Source organism: Streptomyces sp. NPDC002018 (assembly GCF_042890865.1).
Taxonomy (GTDB): Bacteria; Actinomycetota; Actinomycetes; order Streptomycetales; family Streptomycetaceae; genus Streptomyces.
This window is the reverse complement of record NZ_JBIASO010000006.1, coordinates 206,938-220,535: the sequence shown is the minus strand read 5'-3', so window position 1 is coordinate 220,535 and position 13,598 is coordinate 206,938. Positions and strand designations below refer to the sequence as shown.

At 66.5% G+C, this 13,598-nt stretch carries 25 protein-coding genes; all 25 read left to right on the top strand.

Features of this window, described 5'->3' with window-relative positions; all coding sequences use genetic code 11:
- Positions 1 to 9: 9 nt before the first annotated feature.
- The 25 genes from rpsS to rplQ all read left to right on the top strand — a co-directional run bounded on the left by rpsS (position 10) and on the right by rplQ (position 13,543).
- Complete coding sequence (gene rpsS, locus ACFYYH_RS12265; RefSeq protein WP_030351437.1) at positions 10 to 291, top strand: 30S ribosomal protein S19; 282 nt, start codon at positions 10 to 12, stop codon at positions 289 to 291.
- Between the two features lie 41 nt (positions 292 to 332).
- Positions 333 to 680, top strand: a complete 348-nt coding sequence (rplV, locus tag ACFYYH_RS12260) for a 50S ribosomal protein L22 (RefSeq protein WP_004571827.1) — start codon at positions 333 to 335, stop codon at positions 678 to 680.
- Entirely contained in the window at positions 680 to 1,528 is an 849-nt protein-coding gene (gene rpsC, locus ACFYYH_RS12255) for a 30S ribosomal protein S3 (RefSeq protein WP_030351439.1), read from the top strand. Before rplV ends, rpsC begins: the two co-directional genes overlap by 1 nt.
- A gap of 5 nt (positions 1,529 to 1,533) precedes the next feature.
- The gene (rplP, locus tag ACFYYH_RS12250; RefSeq protein ID WP_046504633.1) at positions 1,534 to 1,953 is read left to right on the top strand and encodes a 50S ribosomal protein L16; all 420 of its coding nucleotides are present in this window, start codon (positions 1,534 to 1,536) and stop codon (positions 1,951 to 1,953) included.
- Positions 1,953 to 2,177 carry a 50S ribosomal protein L29 gene (gene rpmC, locus ACFYYH_RS12245; protein WP_046504635.1) on the top strand — a complete coding sequence of 75 codons (225 nt, stop codon included), beginning with the start codon at positions 1,953 to 1,955 and terminating at the stop codon, positions 2,175 to 2,177. Before rplP ends, rpmC begins: the two co-directional genes overlap by 1 nt.
- Positions 2,177 to 2,458 carry a 30S ribosomal protein S17 gene (rpsQ, locus tag ACFYYH_RS12240; RefSeq protein WP_388549306.1) on the top strand — a complete coding sequence of 94 codons (282 nt, stop codon included), beginning with the start codon at positions 2,177 to 2,179 and terminating at the stop codon, positions 2,456 to 2,458. The genes rpmC and rpsQ overlap by 1 nt, the downstream gene beginning before the upstream one ends.
- A gap of 99 nt (positions 2,459 to 2,557) precedes the next feature.
- Positions 2,558 to 2,926, top strand: a complete 369-nt coding sequence (gene rplN, locus ACFYYH_RS12235; RefSeq protein ID WP_003974257.1) for a 50S ribosomal protein L14 — start codon at positions 2,558 to 2,560, stop codon at positions 2,924 to 2,926.
- Between the two features lie 2 nt (positions 2,927 to 2,928).
- Positions 2,929 to 3,252 (top strand): 50S ribosomal protein L24, encoded by a 324-nt coding sequence (gene rplX / locus ACFYYH_RS12230; RefSeq protein WP_388549303.1) that lies wholly within the window; start codon positions 2,929 to 2,931, stop codon positions 3,250 to 3,252.
- The gene (rplE, locus tag ACFYYH_RS12225; protein WP_030351443.1) at positions 3,252 to 3,812 is read left to right on the top strand and encodes a 50S ribosomal protein L5; all 561 of its coding nucleotides are present in this window, start codon (positions 3,252 to 3,254) and stop codon (positions 3,810 to 3,812) included. The genes rplX and rplE overlap by 1 nt, the downstream gene beginning before the upstream one ends.
- Positions 3,813 to 3,814: 2 nt before the next feature.
- A complete protein-coding gene (locus ACFYYH_RS12220; RefSeq protein WP_003948630.1) occupies positions 3,815 to 4,000 on the top strand; it encodes a type Z 30S ribosomal protein S14 in 186 nt (61 codons plus the stop codon).
- 235 nt (positions 4,001 to 4,235) lie between these two features.
- On the top strand, positions 4,236 to 4,634 hold the full coding sequence (gene rpsH, locus ACFYYH_RS12215) for a 30S ribosomal protein S8 (RefSeq protein WP_030351444.1): 399 nt from the start codon (positions 4,236 to 4,238) through the stop codon (positions 4,632 to 4,634).
- Positions 4,635 to 4,656: 22 nt separating this feature from the next.
- On the top strand, positions 4,657 to 5,196 hold the full coding sequence (gene rplF / locus ACFYYH_RS12210) for a 50S ribosomal protein L6 (protein ID WP_388549299.1): 540 nt from the start codon (positions 4,657 to 4,659) through the stop codon (positions 5,194 to 5,196).
- Positions 5,197 to 5,199: 3 nt separating this feature from the next.
- Positions 5,200 to 5,583: a 50S ribosomal protein L18 gene (rplR, locus tag ACFYYH_RS12205; RefSeq protein ID WP_388549296.1), complete on the top strand. Its 384-nt coding sequence runs from the start codon at positions 5,200 to 5,202 to the stop codon at positions 5,581 to 5,583.
- Between the two features lie 45 nt (positions 5,584 to 5,628).
- Positions 5,629 to 6,234: a 30S ribosomal protein S5 gene (gene rpsE / locus ACFYYH_RS12200; protein ID WP_066943594.1), complete on the top strand. Its 606-nt coding sequence runs from the start codon at positions 5,629 to 5,631 to the stop codon at positions 6,232 to 6,234.
- Positions 6,234 to 6,416: a 50S ribosomal protein L30 gene (gene rpmD, locus ACFYYH_RS12195; protein ID WP_066943591.1), complete on the top strand. Its 183-nt coding sequence runs from the start codon at positions 6,234 to 6,236 to the stop codon at positions 6,414 to 6,416. Before rpsE ends, rpmD begins: the two co-directional genes overlap by 1 nt.
- A gap of 1 nt (position 6,417) precedes the next feature.
- Positions 6,418 to 6,873, top strand: a complete 456-nt coding sequence (gene rplO / locus ACFYYH_RS12190; protein WP_388549293.1) for a 50S ribosomal protein L15 — start codon at positions 6,418 to 6,420, stop codon at positions 6,871 to 6,873.
- A 180-nt stretch (positions 6,874 to 7,053) separates the two neighbouring features.
- Positions 7,054 to 8,373, top strand: coding sequence for a preprotein translocase subunit SecY (secY, locus tag ACFYYH_RS12185; RefSeq protein WP_388549290.1), 1,320 nt, complete (start codon positions 7,054 to 7,056; stop codon positions 8,371 to 8,373).
- On the top strand, positions 8,373 to 9,038 hold the full coding sequence (locus tag ACFYYH_RS12180) for an adenylate kinase (RefSeq protein ID WP_388549287.1): 666 nt from the start codon (positions 8,373 to 8,375) through the stop codon (positions 9,036 to 9,038). Before secY ends, ACFYYH_RS12180 begins: the two co-directional genes overlap by 1 nt.
- Before the next feature lie 157 nt (positions 9,039 to 9,195).
- The gene (map, locus tag ACFYYH_RS12175; RefSeq protein ID WP_388549284.1) at positions 9,196 to 10,032 is read left to right on the top strand and encodes a type I methionyl aminopeptidase; all 837 of its coding nucleotides are present in this window, start codon (positions 9,196 to 9,198) and stop codon (positions 10,030 to 10,032) included.
- A 219-nt stretch (positions 10,033 to 10,251) separates the two neighbouring features.
- Positions 10,252 to 10,473, top strand: a complete 222-nt coding sequence (infA, locus tag ACFYYH_RS12170; RefSeq protein WP_003956442.1) for a translation initiation factor IF-1 — start codon at positions 10,252 to 10,254, stop codon at positions 10,471 to 10,473.
- A gap of 67 nt (positions 10,474 to 10,540) precedes the next feature.
- Positions 10,541 to 10,654, top strand: a complete 114-nt coding sequence (gene rpmJ / locus ACFYYH_RS12165) for a 50S ribosomal protein L36 (protein WP_003956441.1) — start codon at positions 10,541 to 10,543, stop codon at positions 10,652 to 10,654.
- A 202-nt stretch (positions 10,655 to 10,856) separates the two neighbouring features.
- Positions 10,857 to 11,237, top strand: a complete 381-nt coding sequence (gene rpsM, locus ACFYYH_RS12160) for a 30S ribosomal protein S13 (RefSeq protein WP_217307094.1) — start codon at positions 10,857 to 10,859, stop codon at positions 11,235 to 11,237.
- 67 nt (positions 11,238 to 11,304) lie between these two features.
- Positions 11,305 to 11,709, top strand: coding sequence for a 30S ribosomal protein S11 (rpsK, locus tag ACFYYH_RS12155; RefSeq protein ID WP_003956432.1), 405 nt, complete (start codon positions 11,305 to 11,307; stop codon positions 11,707 to 11,709).
- 141 nt (positions 11,710 to 11,850) lie between these two features.
- A complete protein-coding gene (locus ACFYYH_RS12150) occupies positions 11,851 to 12,873 on the top strand; it encodes a DNA-directed RNA polymerase subunit alpha (RefSeq protein WP_003956430.1) in 1,023 nt (340 codons plus the stop codon).
- Positions 12,874 to 13,015: 142 nt separating this feature from the next.
- Positions 13,016 to 13,543 carry a 50S ribosomal protein L17 gene (gene rplQ / locus ACFYYH_RS12145; RefSeq protein WP_388549281.1) on the top strand — a complete coding sequence of 176 codons (528 nt, stop codon included), beginning with the start codon at positions 13,016 to 13,018 and terminating at the stop codon, positions 13,541 to 13,543.
- Positions 13,544 to 13,598: the final 55 nt, after the last annotated feature.

Below are 13,598 nucleotides of genomic sequence, written 5' to 3'. Positions count from 1 at the left end.
GGTTTTCAGATGCCGCGCAGTCTCAAGAAGGGGCCCTTCGTCGACGACCACCTGATCAAGAAGGTGGACGTCCAGAACGAAGCAGGCACCAAGAACGTCATCAAGACCTGGTCCCGTCGCTCGATGATCGTCCCGGCCATGCTGGGCCACACGATCGCGGTGCACAACGGCAAGATCCATGTCCCGGTGTTCGTCACCGAGTCCATGGTCGGCCACAAGCTCGGTGAGTTCTCGCCGACTCGCACCTTCCGCGGCCACGTCAAGGACGACCGGAAGTCGAAGCGCCGCTAACGCGGGGTGGAACGACTATGACTTACACCGAAGGGACAACCATGGAAGCCAGGGCCCAGGCGCGGTACATCCGCGTCACGCCCATGAAGGCCCGCCGCGTGGTGGACCTCATCCGTGGCATGGATGCCACGGAGGCTCAGGCGGTCCTGCGTTTCGCCCCGCAGGCCGCGAGCGTGCCGGTCGGCAAGGTGCTGGACAGCGCCATTGCCAACGCCGCGCACAACTACGACCACACCGACGCCTCTTCGCTGGTCATCAGCGAGGCGTACGTGGACGAGGGTCCGACCCTGAAGCGGTTCCGTCCGCGTGCCCAGGGCCGTGCCTACCGGATCCGTAAGCGGACCAGCCACATCACCGTGGTCGTCAGCAGCAAGGAAGGAACCCGGTAATGGGCCAGAAGGTTAACCCGCATGGGTTCCGGCTCGGTATCACCACGGACTTCAAGTCCCGCTGGTACGCCGACAAGCTGTACAAGGACTACGTCAAGGAAGACGTCGCCATTCGTCGCATGATGACGAAGGGCATGGAGCGGGCCGGCATCTCGAAGGTCGAGATCGAGCGCACCCGCGACCGCGTCCGTGTGGACATCCACACCGCTCGTCCGGGCATCGTCATCGGCCGCCGCGGCGCCGAGGCCGACCGTATCCGCGGCGAGCTGGAGAAGCTGACCGGCAAGCAGGTCCAGCTGAACATCCTCGAGGTCAAGAACCCCGAGGTGGACGCCCAGCTCGTGGCGCAGGCCGTCGCCGAGCAGCTCTCCTCCCGCGTCTCCTTCCGTCGCGCCATGCGCAAGAGCATGCAGTCGACGATGAAGGCCGGCGCCAAGGGCATCAAGATCCAGTGCGGTGGCCGTCTCGGCGGCGCCGAGATGTCCCGCTCGGAGTTCTACCGCGAGGGCCGTGTGCCCCTGCACACGCTCCGTGCGAACGTCGACTACGGCTTCTTCGAGGCCAAGACGACCTTCGGCCGTATCGGTGTGAAGGTCTGGATCTACAAGGGCGACGTCAAGAACATCGCCGAGGTGCGCGCCGAGAACGCCGCGGCCCGCGCCGGCAACCGTCCGGCCCGTGGTGGCGGCAACGACCGTCCCGCCGGCCGCGGTGGCCGTGGTGGCGAGCGTGGCGGCCGTGGCCGTAAGCCGCAGCAGAACCCGGCAGCCGAGGCCCCCAAGGCCGACGCCGCCGCTGCGCCGGCCGCTGAGGCGACGTCCTCTTCTACCGGTGGAACGGAGGCCTGACCGACATGCTGATCCCCCGTAGGGTCAAGCACCGCAAGCAGCACCACCCGAAGCGAAGCGGGATGTCCAAGGGTGGGACGCAGGTCTCGTTCGGCGAGTACGGCATCCAGGCGCTGACCCCCGCGTACGTGACGAACCGTCAGATCGAGGCCGCTCGTATCGCGATGACCCGTCACATCAAGCGTGGCGGCAAGGTCTGGATCAACATCTACCCGGACCGTCCGCTCACCAAGAAGCCCGCCGAGACCCGCATGGGTTCCGGTAAGGGTTCCCCCGAGTGGTGGATCGCGAACGTCAAGCCCGGTCGGGTGATGTTCGAGCTGTCCTACCCGAACGAGAAGATTGCGCGTGAGGCGCTTACCCGCGCTGCTCACAAGCTTCCGATGAAGTGCCGGATCGTTCGGCGCGAGGCAGGTGAGGCGTGATGGCGGCCGTGACCAAGGCGTCCGAACTGCGCGAACTGGGCGACGAGGAGCTGGTGAACAAGCTCCGCGAGGCCAAGGAAGAGCTGTTCAATCTCCGCTTCCAGGCGGCGACCGGCCAGCTTGAGAATCACGGGCGGCTGAAGCTCGTCCGTAAGGACATCGCGCGGATCTACACCCTGATGCGTGAGCGCGAGCTGGGCATCGAGACGGTGGAGAGCGCCTGATGACTGAGAACAACGTGACCGAGACGACCGACCGCGGCTTCCGCAAGACCCGTGAGGGCCTGGTCGTCAGCGACAAGATGGACAAGACCGTCGTCGTCGCTGTCGAGGACCGTGTCAAGCACGCGCTGTACGGCAAGGTCATCCGCCGTACGAACAAGCTCAAGGCGCACGACGAGCAGAACGCCGCCGGCATCGGCGACCGCGTCCTCCTGATGGAGACCCGGCCGCTGTCCGCCACCAAGCGGTGGCGCATCGTCGAGATCCTCGAGAAGGCCAAGTAAACCCCTCCGAGGGGGAGTTCCTCCTCGGAACAGTTCCGCCAGGCTCCGGGGGCCGAGTGATCGGCCCCCGGGGAACCGGCAGACGATCAGGAGATAGACGTGATCCAGCAGGAGTCGCGACTGCGTGTCGCCGACAACACGGGTGCGAAGGAAATTCTCACCATCCGTGTTCTCGGTGGTTCCGGTCGCCGCTACGCGGGCATCGGTGACGTCATCGTCGCCACCGTGAAGGACGCGATCCCCGGTGGCAACGTGAAGAAGGGTGACGTCGTCAAGGCGGTCATCGTTCGCACCGTCAAGGAGCGCCGCCGTCCGGACGGCTCGTACATCCGCTTCGACGAGAACGCCGCCGTCATTCTGAAGAACGACGGCGACCCTCGTGGCACCCGTATCTTCGGCCCGGTGGGCCGTGAGCTGCGCGAGAAGAAGTTCATGAAGATCATCTCGCTCGCTCCGGAGGTGCTGTAAGCATGAAGATCAAGAAGGGCGACCTGGTCCAGGTCATCACCGGCAAGGACAAGGGCAAGCAGGGCAAGGTCATCGTGGCCTACCCCGCTCAGGACCGTGTGCTCGTCGAGGGTGTCAACCGGGTCAAGAAGCACACCAAGGCCGGTCAGACGGCCCGCGGTTCGCAGACCGGCGGCATCGTCACCACCGAGGCCCCCATCCATGTCAGCAATGTGCAGCTCGTCGTGGAGAAGGACGGCAAGAAGGTCGTCACCCGCGTCGGCTACCGCTTTGACGACGAGGGCAACAAGGTGCGCGTTGCCAAGCGGACCGGTGAGGACATCTGATGACTGCGACCACTACCGCGCCGCGTCTGAAGCTGCGCTACCGCGAGGAGATCGCCGGCAAGCTGCGTGAGGAGTTCTCGTACGAGAACGTCATGCAGATCCCCGGCCTCGTCAAGATCGTGGTCAACATGGGTGTGGGCGACGCCGCCCGCGACTCCAAGCTGATCGAGGGTGCCATCAAGGACCTCACCACGATCACCGGCCAGAAGCCGTCGGTCACCAAGGCCCGGAAGTCCATCGCGCAGTTCAAGCTGCGCGAGGGGCAGCCGATCGGCTGCCACGTCACCCTCCGCGGTGACCGCATGTGGGAGTTCCTGGACCGTACGCTGTCGCTCGCGCTGCCGCGTATCCGTGACTTCCGCGGTCTGTCGCCGAAGCAGTTCGACGGCCGTGGCAACTACACCTTCGGTCTCACGGAGCAGGTCATGTTCCACGAGATCGACCAGGACAAGATCGACCGGGTCCGGGGCATGGACATCACCGTGGTCACCACGGCGACCAACGACGACGAGGGTCGTGCCCTCCTTCGTCACCTCGGCTTCCCGTTCAAGGAGAACTGACCGTGGCGAAGAAGGCTCTGATCGCTAAGGCCGCCCGCAAGCCGAAGTTCGGCGTGCGCGGTTACACCCGCTGCCAGCGCTGCGGCCGTCCCCACTCCGTCTACCGCAAGTTCGGCCTCTGCCGCGTGTGCCTTCGTGAGATGGCCCACCGCGGCGAGCTGCCGGGCGTGACCAAGAGCTCCTGGTAATTCCCGTACGGGAACGACCAGGACTCTCGGTAAGCAGTTGGCCGGTGAGCGCCCTCCCTCACATGCCGTAGGCTTGTGGGGTTGGGCGCCCGCTGTCCATCAGTGCACGCGGGCCGAGCCCGCTAAGTAATGCTTACTACGCCGTAGGTCCCCGCACCGCACCCGTCCCGGCTCTGACCGGGGAGAGGGATGGCGCATACAGGAAACCCCGGCGAGAGAGGCCGAAGGCCAATTCATGACCATGACTGATCCCATCGCAGACATGCTCACGCGTCTGCGCAACGCGAACTCGGCGTACCACGACGATGTCGTGATGCCGCACAGCAAGATCAAGTCGCACATCGCGGAGATCCTCCAGCAGGAGGGCTTCATCACCGGCTGGAAGGTCGAGGACGCCGAGGTCGGCAAGAACCTCGTCCTCGAGCTGAAGTTCGGCCCGAACCGCGAGCGCTCGATCGCCGGCATCAAGCGCATCTCCAAGCCGGGTCTGCGTGTGTACGCGAAGTCCACCAATCTGCCGAAGGTCCTGGGCGGCCTGGGCGTGGCGATCATCTCCACGTCCCACGGTCTCCTGACCGGCCAGCAGGCCAGCAAGAAGGGCGTGGGTGGGGAAGTCCTCGCCTACGTCTGGTAGTCGGGAACGGAGGAAGAAGCTCATGTCGCGAATCGGCAAGCTCCCCATCCAGGTTCCCGCTGGTGTGGACGTCACCATCGATGGCCGCACGGTCGCGGTGAAGGGCCCGAAGGGCTCCCTCTCGCACACCGTCGCCGCGCCGATCGAGGTCTCCAAGGGCGAGGACGGCATCCTCACGGTGTCGCGCCCGAACGACGAGCGTCAGAACAAGGCCCTGCACGGCCTGTCCCGCACGCTGGTGGCGAACATGATCACCGGCGTGACCCAGGGATACGTCAAGGCGCTCGAAATCAGTGGTGTCGGTTACCGCGTCCAGGCGAAGGGCTCCAACCTGGAGTTCGCCCTGGGCTACAGCCACCCGATCCTCATCGAGGCGCCCGAAGGCATCACCTTCAAGGTCGAGTCGCCCACGAAGTTCTCCGTCGAGGGCATCGACAAGCAGAAGGTCGGCGAGGTCGCGGCGAACATCCGCAAGCTGCGGAAGCCCGACCCGTACAAGGCCAAGGGCGTCAAGTACGCCGGCGAGGTCATCCGCCGCAAGGTCGGAAAGGCTGGTAAGTAAGCCATGGCATACGGTGTCAAGATCGCCAAGGGCAAGGCCTACAAGGCCGCTGCCATCAAGCGCCGTCACATTCGCGTCCGCAAGAAGGTCTCGGGCACGCAGGAGCGCCCGCGCCTCGTCGTGACGCGTTCCAACCGCCACATGGTGGCTCAGGTCATCGACGACATCGCGGGCCACACGCTCGCGTCGGCGTCGACCCTGGACACCTCGATCCGTGGCACCGACGGTGACAAGAGCGCCCAGGCCAAGCAGGTCGGGTCGCTGGTCGCCGAGCGGGCCAGGGCGGCCGGTGTCGAGGCCGTCGTGTTCGACCGTGGTGGCAACCAGTACGCCGGGCGGATTGCCGCTCTGGCTGACGCCGCCCGCGAGGCCGGGCTGAAGTTCTAAGCCCCGGTTCCGGAGCTAGCGGACGTAACAGAGAGAGGTAATCCAATGGCTGGACCCCAGCGCCGCGGAAGCGGTGCCGGTGGCGGCGAGCGGCGGGACCGGAAGGGCCGTGACGGCGGTTCGGCTGCCGCCGAGAAGACCGCGTACGTCGAGCGCGTCGTCGCGATCAACCGCGTCGCCAAGGTTGTGAAGGGTGGTCGTCGCTTCAGCTTCACCGCGCTGGTCGTGGTGGGCGACGGTGACGGCACCGTGGGTGTCGGTTACGGCAAGGCCAAGGAGGTGCCGGCCGCCATCGCCAAGGGTGTTGAGGAGGCCAAGAAGCACTTCTTCAAGGTCCCCCGTATCCAGGGCACCATCCCGCACCCGATCCAGGGCGAGAAGGCCGCGGGCGTCGTGCTGCTCAAGCCGGCTTCCCCCGGTACCGGCGTCATCGCCGGTGGCCCGGTGCGTGCCGTGCTGGAGTGCGCGGGCGTTCACGACATCCTGTCGAAGTCGCTCGGCTCCGACAACGCGATCAACATCGTGCACGCGACGGTGGCGGCCCTCCAGGGCCTCCAGCGCCCCGAGGAGATCGCGGCCCGCCGTGGTCTGCCCCTCGAGGACGTCGCCCCCGCGGCTCTGCTGCGTGCGCGTGCGGGAGCGGGTGCGTAATGGCCCGTCTCAAGATCACGCAGACGAAGTCCTACATCGGCAGCAAGCAGAACCACCGCGACACCCTGCGTTCGCTCGGCCTCAAGCGGGTCAGCGACACGGTTGTCAAGGAGGACCGCCCCGAGTTCCGCGGCATGGTGCACACCGTCCGCCACCTCGTGACGGTTGAGGAGGTCGACTGACATGGCGGAGAACAAGCCGCTGAAGGTCCACAACCTCCGTCCTGCCCCGGGCGCCAAGACCGCCAAGACCCGTGTGGGTCGTGGTGAGGCGTCCAAGGGCAAGACCGCGGGTCGTGGCACCAAGGGCACCAAGGCCCGTTACCAGGTTCCGGAGCGCTTCGAGGGTGGGCAGATGCCCCTCCACATGCGTCTCCCGAAGCTCAAGGGCTTCAAGAACCCGTTCCGCACCGAGTACCAGGTCGTGAACCTGGACAAGCTCTCCGCGCTCTACCCCGAGGGCGGCGAGGTCACGGTGGCCGATCTGGTCTCCAAGGGCGCGGTGCGCAAGAACAGCCTCGTCAAGGTCCTGGGCCAGGGCGAGATCTCCGTGGCGCTCACGGTGACGGTGGACGCCGTCTCCGGGTCCGCCAAGGAGAAGATTGCCGCCGCCGGCGGCACCGTCACCGAGCTCGTCTGAGACAACTCGATGGCTTGAACACCCGACCGGGGATGCCTCTCATATGGGGCATCCCCGGTTGGTCGTTCCAAGGGAGGCACAGTCGCCGGTAAGGTGGCGTGCATTGTTGCTTGTTCCTTATCCGTCGATCCTCAAGACCATCACCCTTGACGCAGTAGCGCGGGGGTCGCAGGAGGCACCGTGCTCACCGCGTTCGCCCGGGCGTTCAAGACGCCCGACCTGCGCAAGAAGCTGCTCTTCACGCTCGGCATCATCGTGCTGTACCGGCTCGGGGCGCACATCCCCGTGCCCGGTGTCAGCTACGAGAATGTCCAGACCTGTGTCGACGCGGCTCAGAAGGGCAATAACAGCCTGTTCGGCCTCGTGAACATGTTCAGCGGCGGGGCGCTGCTGCAGATCACGATCTTCGCACTCGGCATCATGCCGTACATCACCGCGAGCATCATCCTTCAGCTTCTGACCGTGGTGATCCCCCGGCTGGAGGCCCTCAAGAAGGAGGGCCAGTCCGGCCAGGCCAAGATCACCCAGTACACCCGTTATCTGACCGTCGCCCTCGCCGTGCTCCAGGGCACCGGCCTGGTCGCCACCGCGCGCAGCGGTGCGCTCTTCAGCGGCTGCCCGGTCGCCTCGGAGATCGTGCCGGACCAGTCGATCTTCGTCACCGTCACCATGGTGATCACCATGACGGCGGGCACCGCCGCCGTGATGTGGCTCGGTGAGCTCATCACCGACCGCGGTATCGGCAACGGCATGTCCATCCTGATGTTCATCTCGATCGCGGCCGGCTTCCCGGGCGCGCTCTGGGCCATCAAGCAGAGCGGCACGCTGGCCAAGGGCTGGATCGAGTTCGGCACGGTCATCCTGATCGGCTTCGTGATGGTGGGCCTGGTCGTCTTCGTCGAACAGGCGCAGCGCCGGATCCCCGTGCAGTACGCGAAGCGCATGATCGGCCGGCGGTCGTACGGCGGCACGTCGACGTACATCCCGCTCAAGGTGAACCAGGCGGGTGTGATCCCGGTCATCTTCGCGTCGTCGCTGCTCTACATCCCGGCACTGGTCGCGCAGTTCTCCAGCTCGAACTCGGGCTGGAAGACCTGGATCGAGGCGCACTTCGTCAAGGGCGACCATCCGTACTACATCGCGACGTACTTCCTGCTGATCGTGTTCTTCGCCTTCTTCTACGTGGCGATCTCCTTCAACCCCGAAGAAGTCGCGGACAACATGAAGAAGTATGGTGGCTTCATCCCGGGTATCCGGGCAGGCCGCCCGACCGCCGAGTATCTGAGCTACGTGCTCAACCGGATCACTTGGCCGGGCTCGCTGTACCTGGGCCTGATCGCTCTTGTCCCGACGATGGCGTTGGCGGGCTTCGGAGGCGCGAACCAGAACTTCCCGTTCGGCGGGACGAGCATCCTGATCATCGTGGGTGTGGGTCTGGAGACCGTGAAGCAGATCGAGAGCCAGCTTCAGCAGCGCAATTACGAAGGGTTCCTCCGCTGATGCGAATCGTCCTCGTCGGACCGCCCGGTGCCGGCAAGGGAACGCAGGCCGCGTACCTTGCCAAGAACCTCTCGATCCCGCACATCTCCACGGGCGACCTCTTCCGGGCCAACATCAGCAAGGGCACCGACCTCGGCAAGCAGGCGAAGGCGTACATGGACGCCGGGAACCTGGTGCCGGACGAGGTGACCATCGCGATGGCCCTGGACCGGATGTCGCAGCCGGACGCCGCGAGCGGCTTCCTGCTGGACGGCTTCCCGCGGAACGTGTCGCAGGCGGAGGCGCTGGACGAGGCGCTCAAGCGCGAGGGTCTGAAGCTGGACGCGGTGCTGGACCTGGAGGTCCCCGAGGAGGAGGTCGTGAAGCGGATCGCCGGCCGGCGCATCTGCCGCAGCGACAGTTCGCATGTCTTCCATGTGACCTACAGCCCGCCGAAGCAGCCGGGTGTCTGTGACGTCTGCGGCGGCGAGCTGTACCAGCGGGACGACGACTCCGAGGAGACGGTACGGACGCGGCTGGAGGTCTACCACACGCAGACCGAGCCGATCATCGATTACTACCGGGCCCAGGGCCTGGTGGTGACGATCTCCGCGCTCGGCAAGGTCACCGAGGTGACCGAGCGTGCGATGGAGGCGCTCCAGGGGGCCAGGGCCGCACAGGCCTGACCCCGGGAGTGGCAAGAAGGCGGTAAGCGTACGGCCGTGGCGTCCCTCGGGCACCACGGCCGTAGTGTTGAGCGGGGTTGTCGGGGCGGGGGTACGGCGCCGCGGGGCAACCACGCGGGTACGAGTCGGACCGGACGTGAGGGTGGAAGGCAGAACGATGGTGGAGATCAAGACTCCCGAGCAGATCGCGAAGATGCGCGAGGCGGGACTGGTCGTCGCCGCCGTGCACGCGGCCACCCGCGCGGCCGCGGTGCCTGGTGCGACCACCCGGGATCTGGACGAGGTCGCCCGTGAGGTGCTCTCCGAGCACGGCGCGAAGTCGAACTTCCTCGGGTACGGCGGGTTCCCCGCGACGATCTGCACCTCGGTCAACGAGGTCGTCGTCCATGGCATCCCGGACGACAAGACGGTACTGAAGGACGGCGACATCATCTCCGTCGACGCCGGCGCGATCATCGACGGCTGGCACGGTGACGCGGCCTTCACGACGTTCGTGGGCTCGGGTCACGCTCCGGAGCTCGTCGAGCTGTCCCGGGTGACCGAGGAGTCGATGTGGGCCGGTATCGCGGCGATGCGCAACGGCAGCCGGCTGGTGGACGTGTCCCGGGCGATCGAGACGTACATCCGGCGCCAGCCGCGTCCCGGCGGCGGCAAGTACGGCATCGTCGAGGAGTACGGCGGGCACGGCATCGGCTCGCAGATGCATATGGACCCGCATCTGCTGAACTACGTCTCCCGCAAGCGCGGCAAGGGCCCCAAGCTGGTTCCCGGCTTCTGTCTGGCGATCGAGCCGATGGTCTCGCTGGGCACGCCCCGTACCGAGGTGCTGGCGGACGAGTGGACGGTCATCACCACCGACGGCACCTGGTCCTCCCACTGGGAGCACTCGGTGGCCCTCACCGAGCAGGGGCCGCTGGTCCTGACCTCCCCGGACGGCGGCAGGGCGAAGCTGGCGGAGCTGGGTGTCACGGCGGCCCCGGATCCGCTGGCCTGACCGCACCGGCCCGCGGGGGGTCACCGGCCCGCGGGGGTGCTCCCGGCCGCCGGGCGAGCGGTCCGGCCCGGTTCGCTTAATGATCTCCAGGACGGGCAAACTTCACGGATTCGTCTTTCCGGGTGTGCTGCCGTAGACTGACGCGTCGGCTCTGGTGTACCCGTGTGTCCGCATGCGGCTGCCAGAATCGATCAAGGTAGCCGATTCGAAGGGCGAAGCGTGGCCAAGAAGCAAGGTGCCATCGAAATTGAGGGCACCGTGATCGAGTCCCTCCCGAACGCCATGTTCAAGGTGGAGCTCCAGAACGGTCACAAGGTCCTCGCGCACATCAGCGGCAAGATGCGGATGCACTACATCCGGATCCTTCCCGATGACCGGGTCGTGGTGGAGCTGTCTCCGTACGACCTGACGCGTGGCCGGATCGTCTACCGATACAAGTAGATCTTGCTGAGCGGCCCGACCACCTCGTGGCGGGGCTGTCAGCACTGACCCGGAGAACCTCAATCCCATGAAGGTCAAGCCGAGCGTCAAGAAGATCTGCGACAAGTGCAAGGTGATCCGCCGTCACGGCCGGGTCATGGTCATCTGCGACAACCTGCGCCACAAGCAGCGCCAGGGCTGACGTACGACCGCCTGCCTCTCGCAGTACTTCGCGCGACGCGAGCAACATCGTAATTACGCAGTGTCCGGTACCCGTACCACCAGGGCGACCGACACCTCCGGCGGAGGCCGGGGACCCGGACCGGGCGCCTCTCGTGCAGACGAGGGGCCGGCCGCCGGGACAGCCACTGCGGAAGACCTCCGAACATCAACAGGAGCCATGAATGGCACGCCTCGCAGGCGTTGACCTTCCGCGCGAAAAGCGCGTCGAGGTCGCCCTCACCTACGTCTTCGGTATCGGGCGCACCCGGTCCAAGGAGACCCTCGCCGCCACCGGCATCGACCCGAACGTCCGCGTCCGCGACCTCGCCGAGGAAGACCTCGTCAAGATCCGCGAGTACGTCGACGCCAACCTCAAGACCGAGGGTGACCTCCGTCGCGAGATCGCCGCCGACATCCGCCGCAAGGTCGAGATCGGCTGCTACCAGGGTCTGCGTCACCGCCGTGGCCTGCCGGTGCACGGTCAGCGCACCAGCACGAACGCCCGTACCCGCAAGGGCCCGCGTCGCGCCATCGCCGGCAAGAAGAAGCCGGGCAAGAAGTAGTCCTCAGCGGACGCTCATCAGCGGTCTTCGCTGTAGGACCGATCACCTCCTCGCAGGAAGTCAAAACATGCCTCCTAAGGGCCGACAGGGTGCAGCCAAGAAGGTGCGCCGCAAGGAAAAGAAGAACGTCGCTCACGGGCACGCCCACATCAAGAGCACGTTCAACAACACGATCGTCTCGATCACGGACCCCTCGGGCAATGTGATCTCCTGGGCCTCCGCCGGCCACGTCGGCTTCAAGGGCTCGCGCAAGTCCACCCCCTTCGCCGCGCAGATGGCCGCCGAGTCGGCCGCCCGCCGCGCGCAGGAGCACGGCATGCGCAAGGTCGACGTCTTCGTGAAGGGTCCCGGCTCCGGCCGTGAGACCGCGATCCGCTCGCTCCAGGCCACCGGCCTGGAGGTGGGTTCGATCCAGGACGTCACCCCCACCCCGCACAACGGCTGCCGCCCGCCCAAGCGGAGGCGCGTCTGACCCGGACGCGGTAACCCGCGTCCGTGACTGATGTGTGGTATGGGCGGCTCGGCGCTTTCGCGCGGTGCCGCCCGTACGCTTGAACCGAGCAGTACCCAAGGACGTCAAATAGCGGGCGTCCCCAAAAAAAGGATTTCACGCATGCTTATCGCTCAGCGTCCGTCGCTGACCGAAGAGGTCGTCGACGAATACCGCTCGCGGTTCGTCATCGAGCCGCTGGAGCCCGGCTTCGGCTACACGCTCGGCAACTCGCTCCGCCGTACGCTCCTCTCCTCGATCCCGGGCGCGGCTGTCACCAGCATCCGGATCGACGGGGTCCTGCACGAGTTCACCACCGTGCCGGGCGTCAAGGAGGACGTCACCGACCTCATCCTGAACATCAAGCAGCTCGTGGTCTCCTCGGAGCACGACGAGCCGGTCGTGATGTACCTGCGCAAGCAGGGTCCCGGCCTGGTGACCGCCGCCGACATCGCGCCGCCGGCCGGTGTCGAGGTCCACAACCCGGATCTCGTGCTGGCGACGCTGAACGGCAAGGGCAAGCTGGAGATGGAGCTGACCGTCGAGCGCGGTCGCGGCTATGTCTCCGCCGTCCAGAACAAGCAGGTCGGCCAGGAGATCGGCCGTATCCCGGTCGACTCGATCTACTCGCCGGTGCTCAAGGTCACGTACAAGGTCGAGGCGACCCGAGTCGAGCAGCGCACCGACTTCGACAAGCTGATCGTCGATGTCGAGACCAAGCAGGCCATGCGGCCGCGTGACGCCATGGCGTCCGCGGGCAAGACGCTGGTCGAGCTGTTCGGTCTGGCGCGCGAGCTGAACATCGACGCCGAGGGCATCGACATGGGTCCGTCGCCGACGGACGCCGCGCTCGCCGCCGATCTCGCCCTGCCGATCGAGGAGCTGGAGCTCACCGTTCGGTCGTACAACTGCCTCAAGCGCGAGGGCATCCACTCCGTGGGTGAGCTGGTGGCGCGCTCCGAGGCCGATCTGCTCGACATCCGTAACTTCGGTGCCAAGTCGATCGACGAGGTCAAGGCGAAGCTCGCGGGCATGGGCCTGGCGCTCAAGGACAGCCCGCCCGGATTCGACCCCACCGCCGCCGCGGACGCGTTCGGCGCGGACGACGACGCGGACGCCGGTTTCGTGGAGACCGAGCAGTACTGAACCACCCCGTCCGGGGCCTGACCGGCCCCGGACGGCCTGGTCGCCGGTCCCCGGCGACCGTGCACGCTTCCGGCGGGCAGCAGCCCGCCGGTAACTGACACCGGTACCTGATACGGCCGGTGCAGACACAGGGAGAAACATCATGCCGAAGCCCGCCAAGGGCGCCCGTCTGGGCGGCAGCGCAGCGCACGAGAAGCTGCTCCTCGCGAACCTCGCGAAGTCGCTCTTCGAGCACGGCCGCATCACCACGACCGAGGCCAAGGCCCGCCGCCTGCGTCCGGTCGCGGAGCGTTTCATCACCAAGGCGAAGAAGGGCGACATCCACAACCGTCGTCTGGTCCTTCAGTCGATCACGGACAAGAGCGTCGTCCACACGCTCTTCACCGAGATCGCGCCGCGGTACGAGAACCGCCCCGGTGGCTACACCCGTATCACCAAGATCGGCAACCGTCGTGGCGACAACGCCCCGATGGCGGTCATCGAGCTGGTCGAGGCCCTGACCGTCGCGCAGCAGGCGACCGGTGAGGCCGAGGCCGCGACGAAGCGCGCGGTCAAGGAAGACGCCCTCAAGAAGGACGAGGCTCCGGCCGAGACCGTCGAGGACGCCGCTCCGGCCGACGACGCCGAGGCCAAGGCCAAGGCCGACGAGTCCGAGTCCAAGGACGCCTGAGCGTACTGACGACGACTGACGGACGGGTCCGCTCCCTCTGGGGGGCGGGCCCGTT

Excerpts from the sequence above, each read along its gene's own strand:
- rplR (WP_388549296.1), top strand. The coding sequence starts at position 5,200 with ATGGCATACGGTGTCAAGATCGCCAAGGGCAAGGCCTACAAGGCCGCT.
- map (WP_388549284.1), top strand. The coding sequence starts at position 9,196 with ATGGTGGAGATCAAGACTCCCGAGCAGATCGCGAAGATGCGCGAGGCG.
- rpsQ (WP_388549306.1), top strand. The coding sequence starts at position 2,177 with ATGACTGAGAACAACGTGACCGAGACGACCGACCGCGGCTTCCGCAAG.
- ACFYYH_RS12180 (WP_388549287.1), top strand. The coding sequence starts at position 8,373 with ATGCGAATCGTCCTCGTCGGACCGCCCGGTGCCGGCAAGGGAACGCAG.
- rplX (WP_388549303.1), top strand. The coding sequence starts at position 2,929 with ATGAAGATCAAGAAGGGCGACCTGGTCCAGGTCATCACCGGCAAGGAC.
- rplV (WP_004571827.1), top strand. The coding sequence starts at position 333 with ATGGAAGCCAGGGCCCAGGCGCGGTACATCCGCGTCACGCCCATGAAG.
- rpmD (WP_066943591.1), top strand. The coding sequence starts at position 6,234 with ATGGCCCGTCTCAAGATCACGCAGACGAAGTCCTACATCGGCAGCAAG.
- rplE (WP_030351443.1), top strand. The coding sequence starts at position 3,252 with ATGACTGCGACCACTACCGCGCCGCGTCTGAAGCTGCGCTACCGCGAG.
- rpsS (WP_030351437.1), top strand. The coding sequence starts at position 10 with ATGCCGCGCAGTCTCAAGAAGGGGCCCTTCGTCGACGACCACCTGATC.
- rpsK (WP_003956432.1), top strand. The coding sequence starts at position 11,305 with ATGCCTCCTAAGGGCCGACAGGGTGCAGCCAAGAAGGTGCGCCGCAAG.
- rpsM (WP_217307094.1), top strand. The coding sequence starts at position 10,857 with ATGGCACGCCTCGCAGGCGTTGACCTTCCGCGCGAAAAGCGCGTCGAG.
- rpsC (WP_030351439.1), top strand. The coding sequence starts at position 680 with ATGGGCCAGAAGGTTAACCCGCATGGGTTCCGGCTCGGTATCACCACG.
- rpmC (WP_046504635.1), top strand. The coding sequence starts at position 1,953 with ATGGCGGCCGTGACCAAGGCGTCCGAACTGCGCGAACTGGGCGACGAG.
- rplF (WP_388549299.1), top strand. The coding sequence starts at position 4,657 with ATGTCGCGAATCGGCAAGCTCCCCATCCAGGTTCCCGCTGGTGTGGAC.
- rplQ (WP_388549281.1), top strand. The coding sequence starts at position 13,016 with ATGCCGAAGCCCGCCAAGGGCGCCCGTCTGGGCGGCAGCGCAGCGCAC.
- rplP (WP_046504633.1), top strand. The coding sequence starts at position 1,534 with ATGCTGATCCCCCGTAGGGTCAAGCACCGCAAGCAGCACCACCCGAAG.
- rpsE (WP_066943594.1), top strand. The coding sequence starts at position 5,629 with ATGGCTGGACCCCAGCGCCGCGGAAGCGGTGCCGGTGGCGGCGAGCGG.
- rpmJ (WP_003956441.1), top strand. The coding sequence starts at position 10,541 with ATGAAGGTCAAGCCGAGCGTCAAGAAGATCTGCGACAAGTGCAAGGTG.
- rplO (WP_388549293.1), top strand. The coding sequence starts at position 6,418 with ATGGCGGAGAACAAGCCGCTGAAGGTCCACAACCTCCGTCCTGCCCCG.
- rpsH (WP_030351444.1), top strand. The coding sequence starts at position 4,236 with ATGACCATGACTGATCCCATCGCAGACATGCTCACGCGTCTGCGCAAC.
- ACFYYH_RS12150 (WP_003956430.1), top strand. The coding sequence starts at position 11,851 with ATGCTTATCGCTCAGCGTCCGTCGCTGACCGAAGAGGTCGTCGACGAA.